This window comes from Algoriphagus sp. SE2, from assembly GCF_039563885.1.
GTDB lineage: Bacteria > Bacteroidota > Bacteroidia > Cytophagales > Cyclobacteriaceae > Algoriphagus.
Genome location: NZ_JBCLWJ010000003.1, coordinates 107,637 through 123,885, shown reverse-complemented (window position 1 = coordinate 123,885; position 16,249 = coordinate 107,637). Strand labels below are relative to the sequence as shown.

Sequence of the window (16,249 nt, the reverse complement as noted above, 5' to 3'; positions counted from 1 at the left end):
AGAAAATTTTCCATTATGATTAAACATTACTTTATTTCAACGATTCGGGGGATCAAGTTTCATCCTTTTTATTCCTTGATCAGTATTCTAGGCTTAAGTATAGGATTAGGCTCTTGCTTGTTGATTTTTTCTTACTGGGCTTTCGAAAAGAGTTTTGATAATTTTCATGCTGACTCAAAAAAAATATTCAGAATCCATCAGGAAAAATCTTTGGAAAATGGGGGTTCAAGTTTTTCTGCAAGAATTTATTCAAAGGCAGGAGAAGAACTCAGAAACAGTTTTAGTAATACCGAGTCAGTATTAAGAATCCATAAAGCAGGGCAAAACACCAGCATAAAAGCAGGTGAAAACCTAATAGCACAAGATGGAATTATTGGAGCAGAAACGACCTTTTTCGATTTCTTTGATTTCTCCTTCATTTCAGGTTCTCCTGAACAGTGGAAAAACACCCCTCAGGCAATTATTTTGACAAAATCACTTTCAGAAAAGCTATTTGGAAAGACAAACCCCATAAACAGAGATATTATTGTTAACGGAGCATATGGAATTTACCAGGAAAACGGCTACCAAGAATTCAAGAATTACACCGTAGCAGGAATCATAGAAGATTTACCTTCAAATACACATTTGGATTTTTCAGCATTGATCTCTTTAAACCTTTATCCTAATCCAGATCAAGAATTTTCAAACTGGGGACCTGATTTTTACACCTATGTAAAAATCCCCTCCTCAAATCAGATTTCTGAACTCAACACCTCTTTAAATTCTATTGTAGAAAAGGGTTTTCCCGAATCAGGAATCAGTTTTCATTCTATGCCTTTGGAAGAAATACATCTCAAATCGAATCTGATCAATGAATTTAAAGCCAATGGTAGCGAAACTGTTTTGTTTCTTTTGGCCGCTTTGGCATTTTTGATTTTAGTTATCGCTGCATGTAATTACATCAATTTTGCTACTGCCCGTGTGATCTTGAGAAATAAGGAAATTGGAGTTAGAAAGATCTTTTGGGCTGGAAAGAGACATCTCTTTAATCAGTTATTTTTTGAGGCAATTTTCATCAATCTCATCGCATTGGGGGTTGCAGTTTTATTGATAATTCTAATTAATCCTTTATTAATCGAAGTAACCAGCATAGATCTCTTCCAACAATTATTATACTCCACATCTTGGTATTTAAAAGTGGGAGTATTGGCTTTAGCAATATTATTTTCAGGAATTTATCCTGCCTGGTTGGTTTCAAAAGGTTCTTTTCGGTCTATCACTTCCAAGTCCCAGGTTCAGCTTCGGATCCAACGTCCTTTGGTCATATTTCAATTTGCGATTTCCATTTTCGTCATAGGGTTCACGTTGCTAATTGCTTCCCAATTAAGATTCATGAAGAACTCAAATTCTGGCCTGGATTTAGAAAAAACCTTGGTGCTTGCCGGTCCAAGTGTAGAAAGCGAAGGTATCAACCTAGAGGAGAGAATGAAAAGCTTTCAAAATTCACTCCTAGCAAATTCAAATATTATCGGATTGACCAGTGCGAATTTTATTCCGGGTAAACTCATTCGGGGAAAAGCTGAAGGTTATGTGAGAAAATTAGGCAGCCCAGAAGATGAAGCCAATACGTATTCATTTACTCAAATTGATGAAAATTTCATTCCCCAATTCAAAATAGAAATTTTAGCTGGAAGAGATTTTGACGTACAAAGAAATGAAAAGGGATCCATTATTATAAATGAAGAGGCAGCAAGATTATTAGGCTTCAATTCTCCTGAAGAAGCTATTGGTGAGAAAATACATTACAGGGTAAACTCAACACCCGAAATCATTGGAGTAGTTAAAAACTTCCATCAATTTTCATTGCAACAAGCCTATCAACCTATCATTTTTGAGCTTAGAGATCAACCTGATTTGTTTGTATTTGTCAAATACAAAGAAGCGTCGGAAGATGTTTTATTGAGTGAAATGAAAAACTATTGGAATTCATCTTTTCCAGAGAATCCCTTAAGCTATTACTTTCTCGATGATTTTTATGATCAACAATACCAGCGGGATGAGAATTTTTTCCATGTATTCCAGATCTTTTCGAGCTTGGCAATTTTAGTAGCTTGCTTGGGATTTTTCGGACTAACCTACTTCCTCGCTTCCTCAAAAATCAAGGAGATTGGAGTGAGAAAAACCTTAGGAGCAGGATTTATGGACATCACAAAAATTCTTGGAAAAGGTACTTTTGGTTCTTTGCTTTTAGCTGGAATTTTCAGCATTCCCTTGATTTATTTCCTTGGAAGTAAATGGCTAGAAAACTATGCTTTCCAAACCAAAATTACTTTTTGGGTACTGTCCACACCGGTAATTCTGTTTTCTATTCTTTCTGTTACTTTAATTTTAATTCAATCCTTTAGAAGTTATTTAATCAATCCGATTTCTTCTTTACAAGAGGGAAGTAATGATACGCTTCAAAGATAATTAACTGGAAAAAAGAGAGTTCTATCCTCAATATCAAAACTGGAAATGGAATAGTTTATTTCAGTAATTGTAAAAACGGTTTTGCTTCCTTGAAAAAGATCGTTTCCATTCTTAAGGAAGGCTCGTAAACAGTAGCAGATTAAATCAAACCTTAATTTATGGTTATGAATTATGATTTTACGGTCCTCAATGGTTTTACTATCTTAATGTAAATATGTTGTTCTATGAAGCTTCCATCTTTTGCTCTAATACCTTTTCTTATTCTCTTTATTTCTTGTAATCCTAAAGAAATAGCTGTATCAGAAATCATTGATCCGAATTTAGAATATCGTCCTTATACACCAAAGGAGAGTGATATTCGGATCTCCAGAAAAGATTATAAAAACAAACTCTATGGTTTTTGGCTTGGGCAGTGTATTGCAAATTGGACGGGACTTGTAACAGAGATGGATAAGATCGGAGGAGACGGAAAAGATGGAAAAGGAGCAGGTTTCTATACTAGGGCCAATTGGGGAGGTCCAGATGAACCAGCTATTTGGGAAGAATCAGGTATTGATATGGGTAGAAATATCGACTTTGTTTTTGAGCCAGAGGGAGGAATTTGGGGTGCAGATGACGATACAGATATTGAATATATTTATCAATCGCTCATGTACCAAAACCAAACTACTTCCTTGAGCCCTGAACAAATCCGAAATGGTTGGCTTAAACATATTTATTCAGATGAAAACACACCTTTCATAGGAAAAGATGGGGTTTCTAAAGAAAATTACCTTTGGGTTTCAAATCAAACAGCACACGATTTAATGCGCCAAGGGATAATGCCTCCAGAGACTAGCGACCCGAAAAATAACAAGGATTATGAAATGATCGATGCTCAATTAACAACAGAAATTTTTGGATTATTTTCACCTTCCCGACCTGAAGTAGCTCTTGAAATCGCAAAACTTCCCATTCAGACTACAGCAAGATATAATGCACAATGGGCTGCAGAGTTTTATGTGATCATGCATTCTTTGGCGTCCTCCACTGATTCTACCTTATCGATAAAAGATCAACTTTTTTGGATGGCAAATAAGGCCAGAAAAAGGCTTCCCACAGGATCTCCGCTAGCAAGTATGTATGACTTTGTGAAAGAAAGTTATGATGCCGGAATACCTTGGGAGACGACAAGAGATAGTCTTCACCTCAAATATCAGGTAAATCAGGAAGCAGGATATGAATGGTTTACCAAAGATCCAGTCTGCAATGGTTGTTTTGCTGCAGGAATTAATTTTGGAGCGGGTTTAGTAAGCTTATTTTATGGAGAAGGTGATATTAAAGAAACCATTAAGATTGGAGCTTTAGCCGGTTGGGATTCGGACAACCCCACCGCAACATGGGGAGGTCTTCTGGGCTTTATGCTGGGAAAGGAAGGGGTAGAAAAAGCTTTTGACCGAAAATTCGCAAACAAATTCAATATTCACAGAACCAGAGGGGGATTCCCTAATGATGGTATTGATACGTTTGAAAACATGGCTCAGACGGGTGTTTTCATTGTAGATCGAATGGTTCAAGAAAAATTAGGCGGTGGTGTGGATTTAAAAACAGACGTTTGGTATATCCCAAAATCAACCCAATCAATACAAGAGGCTAAATTATCATTTAACTAAATCACATAACGATGAATATTCGCAACCTTCTCACTTGTCTTCTTTTCGGAACTTTCTTCCTTTCAAACTCAGTCTTCAGCCAGGACATGAATTCATTCCTTGTGAAACAATTGGAATACGCTCATTCCAATGAAAATTGGTTTGCTCCAGTAAATGTCGCAACTAAGGGCTTGAATGCCGAACAAGCCAATTGGCATGATGGAACCGGAAATCATTCCATTGCCCAGTTGGTTTCTCACTTGGTTTTTTGGAATGACAGACTTTTGCAGGCCATTCAAGGTAAAACTGTTCCGAATTTTAACGATGACAACAAAGTCACTTTCAGTGAAATCTCTGAGGAAGATTGGGGAAAAATGACCATGAAATTGGATCAGATCCTTACTGACATTGAAAAGGAAACTGAGAAACTTGAAGGCGAGCCACTTGAAGGTTGGAGCGAAACCTTGGCGAATATTTCAGCTCATAACGCATACCATACAGGCCAGATAGTTTATATCCGTAAGCAGAAAGGATGGTGGAGATAGTTTCCTCCGGCATTCTAAGAAAAAATAAATCATTACAACTTATCTTAGGTGTGCATTGGTTGATTAACCGATGAATCATAATCATCATTTTTCTAATCCGTTTTAAAAATTAAACCCCATGGATTTAAAACTAGCAGACAAAAAAGTATTTATCAGTGGCTCAACAGCAGGAATTGGCTATGCCATTGCAGAGAGATTACTCAAAGAAGGCGCAGAAGTAATTATAAACGGAAGGACTTCTGAAGGCATCAGCGAAGCTGTTGAATCTTTAAAATCCACTACAGGCAACACTAAAATAAGTGGTGTTGTAGCTGATTTTTCAAAAGTTGAGGAGGTCAACAAATTGATTGAAGAAATTTCGGAGGTAGATATTCTCATTAACAATGCAGGGATTTTCGAACCAAAGGCTTTTGTAGAAATTCCGGATGAAGATTGGTTTAGATTCTTTGAAATCAATGTCATGAGTGGGATTCGTTTGGCTAGGCATTTCTTTCCTAAAATGCTAGCTAAAAACTGGGGGAGAATCATCTTCATTTCAAGCGAATCAGGTGTATTTATCCCTGATGAAATGATCCATTACGGGATGACCAAAACTGCTCAAATTGCTGTAAGTCGAGGGCTGGCAGAACTGACCAAAGGTACCGATGTGACAGTCAATACGATATTACCTGGCCCGACAAAATCAAGAGGTGTTGGAGCTTTTATAGAAGATTTAGCAAAATCAAAAAATTCAACCACCAAAGAAGTTGAATCTGATTTTTTTAAAAACATGCGGCCAACATCACTTATTCAAAGATTTGCAGCTGTGGAAGAAGTTGCAGACACCGTAGTTTATTTTTCCAGCCCCCTTGCTTCAGCTACAAATGGTGCAGCAATTAGAGCGGAAGGAGGATTAGTTAAATCCCTCTTGTAATTTATTTTACAAAGAGATTCCATTCGAATATTCATTTCGAAAAAATGATTAACAATTTGTATATCAACCTATTACAACTGGATTTTTAAAAAAAATGTAACAAATTGGGAAATTTTCTCTACAGTAGGAAAAAAAAGAAAGGGCGATAGAATCAATAGTACTATCGCCCTACAAAGGTTTAAGGTTTTTAAATATTATTGAACATCAGTTCCAAACTGATCAAAATTGAAGTCTTCAAAGATAGCTCCTACTTTATTATTAAGGGTGCTAAGGTTTTTAAAATCTTCTTTCTCAAGAGTACCTGAAGCAAATCCTTGCCAAATCTGTAATCCAGTTTCAGCGTCAAGGAAGTTAATAATTACTGTTCCTTCTTCAACTGGAACCAATTCAGTAGTTTCTGATCTAGGACCGAATCCTAAATAGTCTTGTCCATTATTTAGGACATATTTTCTCAGTTCGGTATCATTTTCCAAAATAGAGAAGTCTACTAGCATCTCAGGGTTCAAAATGTCCTTTTCAAAGCCATTAGCCTTCATTTGGAGCTCAACTGCGTCTTTTACTTTCTTTCTATCTGACATATTATTGTAAACCAGAATACCTTCAGATGCCACAATCATTTTTTCATCGGGGATCATCGCATCATCAAATACCCAATTATAAGTATGGTAATCTGATACTTCTGCAGATTCTTTTTCTTGAGTTACTACTTTCATCCCTGAGGGAGAACAACTCCAAGCCGCAAAAGCTAGGATAGAAATCATTATTATTTTTATTTGGTTTTTCATGGTTTAATTATTTTAAGTTCAAAAATCATGTAAAACCATAAACAGAAGTTTCATCCAAGGAGGAAACCTTTGTTTAGTATTATAAGCACTATACTAAATCAAAAAACGAGACAATGAACAGGATCATTTGCTGCTCATCTATTCTGCCTATGGCTGAATTCGATATATATAGTACCAATAGGATGCCAAAACCCGGTTTAATAGATTTAAAATCATAGAAAACTGATAAAACAAAGCGTCTTAGTGATTAAAAAACTATACTTAAAATAAATTTCTTTACTCCATTTATAAAAAGAATGGCAATTCAGGATAGCTAACTTTATTAAATCCCTTATTTTTTGGTAAGTTTTAAACCAAGATGATTTCAAAGCAGCTTATTAAAAGATCGATTTCTTTCTTGTCCATACTCAGTATGGTCCTGATAACTCCTGTTTTAGGGCAAAATCAAATAGCAGAAGAAATAGGAAGCTTTTGGCTTTGGGAATTCTTTGGTCGGCTACATCCCATGATTGTGCATTTTCCCATCGCACTTTTGATTTTTGGAGCAGCCCTTGAATTACTTTCACTTCGGAAATTTGAATCTAAATTTCGCCCCGCCATTTCCATTTTAATAATAGCTGGTGGAATTAGCGCAATCATCTCAGCAATCTTTGGATATCAACTAGCAAATTCCGAAGGAACCACTGGGGCTATACTAGATCTTCACCAACAAATCGGTATTGGAACAGCGGTCCTAAGTATCATCCTTCTTTTCTTTTTAGTTAGGGTTGGCAAGCAGCCTGGAGATAAAACCAGAATACTACTCTTTAGATCCATACTTTTTGTTACGGCAATCGCTGTATCTGCCGCCGGGCATTTTGGAGGATCTTTAACTCACGGAGAAGATTTCCTTACTGAAACTTTACCCTGGAATCAAGAAGAAAGTTCCATTGAAAAAACTCCAATAAACTTAGCAGTTTACCAAACTGAACTAAACCCTGAAAGGGAGATGAAGTTGATTGGTGAAGTAAGAATGGTATTTGCCCATAATTGCTATAAATGTCATAGTGGTGCGAAGATTGAAGGGGAATTAAGACTTGATGAAAAAGAATATGCTTTCGCTGGCGGAGAAAATGGAGAAGTAATAGTCCCTGGCAATCCAAAACAAAGCGAAATAATCAGGAGGATAAATCTCAGAAAGGGGCATAAAGATGTAATGCCTTCCAAAGGCGAGCTATTAAGCGATCAGGAAAAGGAATTATTATCACTTTGGATAGAAAAGGGTGCTCCTTGGCCGGACAATGCTCCTCAGCAGAGCATTTATAGAGTAGCTGAACTGGCTCCAAGAAAGCCTGTTTTACCTCCTTCGACAAATGGTCTCTCCAATCCTATCGATATTTGGGTTGATGATTATTTTGAGAAAAATAACCTGCAATGGAGTGATCCTGTAGACGACCGAACTTACCTGAGAAGAATCTATTTAGATGTAATCGGATTAATCCCATCGCCTGAAGAATTGGAGGAATTTTACAAGGACTCTAGAGAAAATAAAAGAGAAATTTGGTTACAGAATTTACTGAATAGAGACAGAGACTATGCGATACATTGGCTGACTTTCTGGAATGATGCATTACGAAATGACTACACCGGAACTGGCTATATCACAAATGGAAGATATAATATTACCGATTGGTTATACAAATCTCTGGAAAGTAATAAGCCCTATAACGAATTTGTAAAAGAACTCCTGAACCCAACAGAAAAGTCTAAGGGATTTATAGAAGGAATTCGATGGAGGGGCACTGTAAATGCAAGTCAGCGAACTGAAATGCAGGCTGCTCAAAATGTCGGTCAAGTAATTTTAGGTTTGAATTTGAAATGTGCCTCCTGTCATGATAGTTTTATCAGCGACTGGAAGCTAGAAGAGTCCTATGCATTTGCAAATATCTTTGCAGACTCAACCCTTGAAATCAGCCGATGCGAGCAACCAACTGGAAAAATGGCCGATACAAGAATCCTTTGGGAGGAACTGGGTGATATTGACTCTGCTGCAGGTCGATCCGAAAAACTAAAACAATTGGCCGAAAACCTAGTGCAACCTGCCAATGGAAGGATGTATCGGACTATTGTGAATAGGATTTGGAAACAGATGATGGGGAGAGGTTTAGTAGAACCGGTTGATGAAATGGATAATGAGCCTTGGAGTCAAGATTTATTGGACTGGTTAGCAACCGAATTCGTAGATAGTAGTTATGATCTTAAAAACTTGATTTATCTGATAGGTACTTCCAAAATTTATCAAGCGCAATCAATTAGCTATAATTCACCAGATTTGATATTAGCAGATGATTATAAATTTTCAGGGGCCGTAAGAAAAAGGTTAACCGCCGAGCAATTCTCCGATGCAGTCAGCCAGTTTGTATACCCAATTTTTAAAAAAGAAGATTTAAGATATAATCCGGAGGAATTGAATCCTGAAAAAGGAACCAAACTAGATTTTGCAAGAGCATCATTAGTTGCAAACAATAGTTTTCTCACTGCATTAGGAAGACCAAACCGCGAAATTGTATCAACAAGCAGGGACTCCCAAGCGAGTTTATTACAGGCATTAGAGCTCACCAACGGGACTAAGTTAGATTCAGCTCTTAGGAGCGGAGCCAAAAATTGGAAATCAAATTATCAGACTACCGAAAAATTAACGGAAGCGCTCTATCTGAAAGCATTAAATCGAAAACCTTTAGAGAAGGAAGTTGCTGTTGCAAAAGCGGCCATGGGTGAAGTACCAGAGGAAGAGCAAATACAGGATTTTATTTGGGCAGTTCTTTTACTTCCAGAATTTCAACTCATTTATTAATGTCATGAAAAAAGGATTTAACAGAAGAGAATTTTTGAAGAGAACCAGTAGTGCAGCCATCGCAACGATGGCAGCTGGAGCTCCTTTTGCTAGTTTATTAAGCTCATGTGAAAGTCCTGGAATACAATCTACTGCCGATTCTGTGATATTACTTTTCATGGCAGGTGGAATGGCACACACTGAAACTTTCGATCCTAAGAAATATACTCCTTTTCGAAAAGGAATGGAGTCCAAAGAAGTGCTTAGTACTTTCCCAAGTATTCCAACTTCTCTGGACGGAATCAATTTTTCCGAAGGCCTAGAATCCATCGCAAAGATTATGGATAAAGGAACTTTAATCAGATCCTATATTGCTGCAGACTTAGGTCATATCCTACATACTCGTCATCAATACCACTTCCATACCTGCTATGAACCCCCTCAATCCGTTGTAGTACCTCATTTAGGATCCTGGATTTCTAAAGAAAAGGGTCCATTAAATCCTGTTATTCCTTCCTTTATTAATATAGGACAACGATTTACAGTTGGTGAAGGTGAAGAATTAAAAGCTTTTCACAGTGCAGGTTTTCTAGGCAGCGAGCATGGTCCATTTTTGATTCCGGATCCTACTGCTGGATTAGAAAGTGTTCGTCCACCTATAGGGATGTCCAGTAAACGGTTTGAATCGAGAAATAAACTTTACGAGGATCTGATATCAGCTGGCCCGATGGGCGAATTCGGGAGCGACTATCAAAAAGAGTCGCTTAAACGATCGATGGAACAAGCCTATATTCTTCTGAATTCGCCAGAGGCTAAAGCATTCGATTTAAGCCTAGAACCTCAAAAAAGTTACGATAAATACAATACAAGCAAATTTGGGCTTGGCTGCCTTCTTGCCAAAAGGCTAGTTGACCAAGGTGCCCGATACATTACAGTAACGACGGAATACGAACCGTTTTTTGGTTGGGATACACATGACAATGGTCATACAAGGCTAAAGGACATGAAAAAAATGATCGATTCACCGATTGCCCAGCTAATTACTGATTTGGATGAAAGTGGAAAATTAGAGCGGACTTTGGTAATCGTGGCAAGTGAGTTTAGCAGAGATATGCTTACCGAGGGACGGCCCGGACTTAAGGTGAAGGATCAGGTCGAGGTTCCAGATATAATTGAGGATATGAAAAACTATGGAATGCATAGACATTTCACAGACGGTTGCTCCATGTTACTTTTTGGAGGAGGAATCAAGCGAGGACATGTTTTCGGAAAGACCGCAGATGAGCGTCCATGCAAAAGCATAGAAAATCCGATAAAAATTAATAGTATTCATCAAACGATCTACCATGCTTTGGGCATTGCTCCTGATACGAATTATGAGATTGAGCGAAGACCATTTTACACCACTCCTGATGGACATGGGAAAGTTGAATTTGGGCTATTAAATAAAAATCCAAAAGCATAGGCTTGGTTAAGCCATTTATTTTTAAATCAAATCATGAAAAAAATCAAAGATACTGAAGTCCGTTGGGGAATCCTCGGTGTTGGAAATGTCTGTGAAGTTAAGTCTGCGCCAGCCATGAAAATAATCCCAAACAGCAAACTAGTGGCTGTCATGAGACGTGATGAGGAAAAAGTTATTGATTATGCAAAGAGGCATGGCGTTTCCAAATGGTATACTGATGCTCAGCAACTAATCGATGATCCAGAGGTCAATGCCATTTACATCGCCACACCTCCAAATGCTCATTTAGAGTTGACAAACCTTGCTGCAGTAGCTGGCAAACCTGTTTATGTTGAAAAACCAATGGCCAGGACTTTTGAAGAATGTCAGAAAATGATTCAAACTTGTGAGGAATCAGGAGTTCCTCTATATGTAGCCTATTATCGAAGAACTCTCCCACATTTCTTAAGAATTAAAGAATTAATGGATCAAGGTGTTTTGGGAGAGATCAGGTCCGTTCACATAAATTTGAAACAACCTTTAAAGCCCACTATTGTTGCTAACCTAGAGAATAATTGGAGAATCAATCCGGAAATTGCTGGTGGGGGTTACTTTTTCGATTTAGCTTCACATCAATTGGATCTATTGGATTTCTTTTTTGGGAAAATCACTCAGGCAAGTGGGTTTTGTTCGAATCAAGGCAATGCTTATGAAGCTGAAGATATCGTTGTTGGAAGTTTTGTTTTTGAAAGTGGGGTCATGGGAACAGGCAACTGGTGTTTTACAAGTTCAGAAAATTCAGAAATTGATGAAGTAGTAATTTATGGAAGTAAAGGAGTCATTCGATTTGAAACATTTGGCAAGGGAGAATTTTCCTTTGAAGTAGACGGAAAAAATAAAGAACTATTCCAGTTTGACCTACCTAAACACATTCAAGAACCTTTGATAAAATCCATAGTAGAGGATTTACTGGGAACAGGAATTTGTCCTAGCACAGGTGAATCAGGTGCACGTACTAATTGTGTTATGGAAGAGTTGACCAAAAAGAGAATAGATAAAGTTTAGGTCTTTCGAATCTCTCCACTCTCTTTTAGATCAAAATCAACAATCATTTTCTCAGTATCAAAAATTAATTGCCGGATATAAAATCCTTTCAGCTTTTCATCTTGAATTAATTGGTCTAAATCGACATCCAACTGTTTGGACTCTTTATCCAAGATTATTCCTGGTTTATCCAAATTCACGAATTTATCTACCAAAAAATTAACCACAGATCCCATTTTATAAATGAAAGAAATCTTTCTAGGCTCAACTTTATTTAAAAATAGAGAGATACTCACTCCTGATTTTTTTAATTTGAGTTGATTTCTACCAAGAAATTCTACGTTGATAGATTTGGGAGAAAAGTTTCTTAAGATTTTCTCTAATTCCTCCGAAGTAAAAACTAAAAGCATATCCGTTTATTTACTTTTAATTAAAGTCAAGAATTAAACCAAGTCGAAAAAATACAGTCAAACAAGACAAATAGTTTTTAGCAATTTAAAAAATTATAAAGCCGAAATTATTTAATATCGAATTGTTAATCTAAAAAAACCAGCTCTATGATTAAGAAAATCTCCATCGCCATTTTAGTTCTTCTTGTTGCGATTCAATTTATTCCATATGAAAAAAATCTAAGCGACGACAATACGTATCATATTTCAAAATCATACAACATTCCTGATAATGTCAATATGATTCTTAAAAACGCCTGCAATGACTGTCATACCAATCTAACCAGATATCCTTGGTACAGCAATGTAGAGCCGATTGGTTTATTTTTAAATAACCATGTTACTGATGGAAAAGGCCATTTAAATTTTTCTGAATTTATTAATCGTCCACTTGCCTATCAAAATCATAAATTGGAGGAAACGATAGAAATGGTAGAAGAAAAAGAAATGCCTCTGCCATCCTATACCTATTTTGGTTTACACGCTGAAGCAAATATTACGGATGAAGAAAGAGAGATTCTAATTGATTGGGCTAAGGAACAAATGGCTATGCTAAAAGCTACCTATCCGGCAGATAGTTTGATAATGAGACGAAGAACTCCTTCCCCATCAGAATAAAGAGATTTGAAAAAATGTTTAAGCCATAAGCGAAAGTTTATGGCTTTTTTTTTAGGAGGCGTCAACATTTACACTGGAAAATGATAAAAAAAGTCTTTTAACACTCCATTTTTCTTATTCGTCTCAATTTACCGTATTTTAATTCTAGATTCATTCCCAAAACCAAAACCAAAACTCATGAATGACCGTCGATCCTTTATCAAATCCACTGGAATCGTAGCTGGTGGACTTTGGTTATCACCTTCTCTAATCCAGGCCAAGCAAGGCATAGCTGCAAGTGACCAGGTACGGGTAGCACTTATTGGTTGTAACAATATGGGATTTGGAATTCTTCGCTATCACATCGCAATGCCCGAAGTGGACTGTGTGGCCCTTTGTGATATCGACCAAAATGTACTCGATCGAAGAATCGCAGAAGTAGAGACAGCCACAGGGAAAAAACCAAAGCGCTACACCGACTATAGAACCTTACTGGAACGAAATGATGTGGACGCAGTAATTATTGGAACTCCCGATCACTGGCATTGCCTGATCGCAGTAGCCGCTTGCCAGGCCGGAAAGGATGTCTATGTAGAAAAGCCTATGGCAAACACCATAGGAGAATGTGATCTGATGGTAAATGCAAAAAACAAGTACAATCGAATCATGCAAGTGGGACAGCAGCAACGCTCTGGGCAAGCTTTTATCGAAGCTCGGAATTTAGTGAAAAGTGGCTACCTGGGTAAAATCAGAAAGGTAAATATCTGGTCAAATTTCAATTACGGGCTTGGCAACTTGATCCAACCTACAACTCCAATACCTGAGGGTGTGGATTATGATTTCTGGCTGGGACCCGCACCTTCCAGAGGCTTTAACCCAAATCGATTTCACGGAAGTTGGAGACATTTTTGGGATTATGGAGGGGGGTTGATGTCCGACTGGGGTGTTCATCTCTTGGATATGGCGATCTGGGTGGAAGAAAATCCAGCAGTCCCTTCTAAAGTCCTTACTTACGCAGCCAATGTCAACAAAGAAAATCGGGATCGGGACACCTTCGATACTATGAATGTACTCTATCCTAAGAATGACTTCCTTATTAATTATGATATGAATGGTGGGCTACAAACCGGACCCTACGGCAAGCCTTACGGAATTGGATATGTAGGCGAAAAAGGTACGCTCGTGGTGAATCGTGGAGGCTATGAAATCTATCCAGAATGGGATCAAGAAGCAAAAGCTCCAAAAATTGAATCTAAAAAACTGGAAGGAATGAAAGAAAGTCACAATCTACATGTGGCTAATTTTGTAGGGTGCATTAAAACCCGAAATCAACCTATTTGCCCACCAGAGGCTGGGCGACTTGCTGCTTTGCACGCTCATATTCCAAATATCGCAGCAAGGATTGGAGCAGAAGAATTAATTTGGGATGAAGCAAAAAGAGAATTTACCGGAAATAGAGCTGCCAATGAATTGATTTGGCCCAACTATAGAGCTCCTTGGATCTTACCGAAAATAATTTCCTAACCATGTTGCTTCTTTTTCTTTTATCGGAAACAAAGACCATTGGTCAGATCTGGCCAATAATCCATCAAATCCTATGAAAAATCTTGGTTTGGCATTATTGCTTCTCATTTTGCTTCTATGATAGCTTAGATCCAGCAAAACCGAGTCGGGAACTCCTCCCCCTTCTCTAAAGGGTTTTTGAAGTAGCTAAGGCTATAAAGCAAAAAAATTTATGGCTTTTTTTATTTTATTTTTTTTAAGATTCAAGTAATGATTCTTCTTTTTTTCAGTTATAAAACTGAATACTTCCATTAAAGTATCTACTCATACCCCTCCTATTTAAATAAAAATATCTAATTCCCTATATTCTATTAATTAAATTTTTTATTTAAGTTACCTCTTTTTAACATTAATATTTATTAAACATCAATAAATAAGATTAAACTTATTGTTATTTTATTCCGTATTTGAATCTAAAGTAAATTTATTTTACAAAAGATTGAATTTTGGAATGATTTTGGTTTTAGTATGCATGCATCCTTTTTAAAAGAAAATGCATCTATCTAACAAGAGCAAACTAAAAATTAACAGACCCTTTAAAGCCATTAAACCTGTAACAGCATTTTAACAAACTAAACCACAAAGCGATGAAACAGAAAATATCAAAATTAGGATTAGCGGGTACTTTATTGATCCTGCTTTCCTTCAGCTTATTTGTTCCAAAGCAATCTTTTGCTGAAACTCCTTATGGGATTTCTTTTCAAGTATTCTATGATGAATTGATGCCTTATGGAGATTGGGTTAAGGACGCTAGTTACGGTTATATATGGTTACCTGCAGTCGGAAATGATTTTCATCCATATGGCTCAAATGGACATTGGGTAATGACCGAATATGGAAACACTTGGGTCTCTTATTATGATTGGGGATGGGCTCCTTTCCATTATGGACGATGGTATTTTGATGATTATTATCAAAGTTGGGCTTGGATACCAGATTATACATGGGGTCCTGCTTGGGTTAATTGGAGAACCGGAGGAGGTTATTATGGTTGGGCACCTATGGGACCAAATCTATCAATCAGTTTAAGAATCAATGTACCTAGCTTTCACTGGGTATTCTTACCAAATAGAAGAATTTACCATCCTTATGCCTATAATTATTATGCCCCGCGTAAGACAAAAATTAAAATCTACAATAACACGACTATAATCAACAACACAGTTGTTCACAACAATAACAGATATGTGGCTGGTCCTAACAGAAGAGAAATTGAAAGAGTTACTCGACAGACTGTTCCTGTTTATTCCATCCGAGGAAGTAAAGCGCCTGGAAGAGCTTCAGTATCTAGAAATGGTGTGGAATTATATAGACCAGATTTGAGCGCTTCACGAGGAAGAACTGTTGATGCTAGACCGAGTAGAGTTGCAACTGCTGATCAAGTTAGAAACAACAGAACACAAGCTAGAAACACTTATTCTGATTCACCATCTAGGAATGCCAGAAGTTCTACCAATTCTACTATGAGGTCGAACGGAAGAAGCACAACCACTGCTCCAAGCAGATCAAATAATGGATCTAGAAGTGCTTCACCTTCTACTAGGAACAAACAATTTGAAGCTAAACCCTATGAACAAGGAAGGTCTAGAACTGCAAGTCCAAGCACAAGAACTCAAAGTTCCAGGAATCAGCCATCTCGATCCAGTACTCAAACTTCTCCTTCAAGAAGTTCGACTCGAGAATATAAGGGAAGAGTTTCTCAACCTAATAACAGAACAAAACAAGCTAAACCACAAACTTATCGATCTAGAACTCAATCTTCACCTGCGGTTAGAAAATCTCCTGAGCGGGTTTCTAGACCTCCTCAAAGTAGAAAATCAAGCCCTACGGTGAGATCTTCAGGTACAAATCAAAGCAGGTCTTCTAGATCTGCTCCAAAAGTAAATAGCAGAACTAGCACCTCAAAAACATCTTCTTCCGCTTCAACTGTGAAAATAAGTAGTTCTAGATCAAGAGGAAATAACTAGTCATATAAAACAAACCAACTATTTTAATCAGTATAGCTTATGGCTATA

At 37.3% G+C, this 16,249-nt stretch carries 12 protein-coding genes; 10 read left to right on the top strand and 2 right to left on the bottom strand.

From position 1 onward, the window contains the following. Window positions 1-15: 15 nt before the first annotated feature. From AAGF08_RS04685 to AAGF08_RS04670, 4 genes are all read left to right on the top strand, one after another. Window positions 16-2,451 (top strand): ABC transporter permease, encoded by a 2,436-nt coding sequence (locus AAGF08_RS04685; RefSeq protein WP_343509905.1) that lies wholly within the window; start codon window positions 16-18, stop codon window positions 2,449-2,451. Window positions 2,452-2,675: 224 nt separating this feature from the next. Continuing rightward, the gene (locus AAGF08_RS04680; protein WP_343509904.1) at window positions 2,676-4,103 is read left to right on the top strand and encodes an ADP-ribosylglycohydrolase family protein; all 1,428 of its coding nucleotides are present in this window, start codon (window positions 2,676-2,678) and stop codon (window positions 4,101-4,103) included. Between the two features lie 11 nt (window positions 4,104-4,114). Beyond that, entirely contained in the window at window positions 4,115-4,627 is a 513-nt protein-coding gene (locus AAGF08_RS04675; RefSeq protein WP_343509903.1) for a DinB family protein, read from the top strand. Window positions 4,628-4,745: 118 nt separating this feature from the next. After that, window positions 4,746-5,540 (top strand): SDR family oxidoreductase, encoded by a 795-nt coding sequence (locus AAGF08_RS04670; protein ID WP_343509901.1) that lies wholly within the window; start codon window positions 4,746-4,748, stop codon window positions 5,538-5,540. Window positions 5,541-5,734: 194 nt separating this feature from the next. On the opposite strand, the gene AAGF08_RS04665 is transcribed toward AAGF08_RS04670, so the two are convergent. Continuing rightward, the gene (locus AAGF08_RS04665; RefSeq protein WP_343509900.1) at window positions 5,735-6,325 is read right to left on the bottom strand and encodes a DUF4136 domain-containing protein; all 591 of its coding nucleotides are present in this window, start codon (window positions 6,323-6,325) and stop codon (window positions 5,735-5,737) included. A gap of 412 nt (window positions 6,326-6,737) precedes the next feature. Between AAGF08_RS04665 and AAGF08_RS04660 the strand changes: the two genes are divergently transcribed. From AAGF08_RS04660 to AAGF08_RS04650, 3 genes are read left to right on the top strand one after another with little or no spacing between them, the layout of a single operon-like run. Beyond that, window positions 6,738-9,158, top strand: a complete 2,421-nt coding sequence (locus tag AAGF08_RS04660) for a PSD1 and planctomycete cytochrome C domain-containing protein (protein ID WP_343510194.1) — start codon at window positions 6,738-6,740, stop codon at window positions 9,156-9,158. Between the two features lie 4 nt (window positions 9,159-9,162). Then, a complete protein-coding gene (locus tag AAGF08_RS04655) occupies window positions 9,163-10,602 on the top strand; it encodes a DUF1501 domain-containing protein (RefSeq protein WP_343509899.1) in 1,440 nt (479 codons plus the stop codon). Between the two features lie 33 nt (window positions 10,603-10,635). Next, window positions 10,636-11,646: a Gfo/Idh/MocA family oxidoreductase gene (locus AAGF08_RS04650; RefSeq protein ID WP_343509897.1), complete on the top strand. Its 1,011-nt coding sequence runs from the start codon at window positions 10,636-10,638 to the stop codon at window positions 11,644-11,646. Here the strand turns inward: AAGF08_RS04650 and AAGF08_RS04645 are convergent. Then, window positions 11,643-12,035, bottom strand: a complete 393-nt coding sequence (locus tag AAGF08_RS04645) for a hypothetical protein (RefSeq protein ID WP_343509895.1) — start codon at window positions 12,033-12,035, stop codon at window positions 11,643-11,645. The two genes, AAGF08_RS04650 and AAGF08_RS04645, sit on opposite strands and share 4 nt — an antisense overlap. Window positions 12,036-12,182: 147 nt before the next feature. Between AAGF08_RS04645 and AAGF08_RS04640 the strand changes: the two genes are divergently transcribed. From AAGF08_RS04640 to AAGF08_RS04630, 3 genes are all read left to right on the top strand, one after another. After that, a complete protein-coding gene (locus AAGF08_RS04640) occupies window positions 12,183-12,692 on the top strand; it encodes a heme-binding domain-containing protein (RefSeq protein WP_343509893.1) in 510 nt (169 codons plus the stop codon). A gap of 177 nt (window positions 12,693-12,869) precedes the next feature. Beyond that, the gene (locus tag AAGF08_RS04635) at window positions 12,870-14,195 is read left to right on the top strand and encodes a Gfo/Idh/MocA family oxidoreductase (RefSeq protein WP_343509892.1); all 1,326 of its coding nucleotides are present in this window, start codon (window positions 12,870-12,872) and stop codon (window positions 14,193-14,195) included. A gap of 626 nt (window positions 14,196-14,821) precedes the next feature. After that, window positions 14,822-16,201: a DUF6600 domain-containing protein gene (locus tag AAGF08_RS04630; protein ID WP_343509889.1), complete on the top strand. Its 1,380-nt coding sequence runs from the start codon at window positions 14,822-14,824 to the stop codon at window positions 16,199-16,201. The last annotated feature ends 48 nt before the right edge of the window (window positions 16,202-16,249 follow it).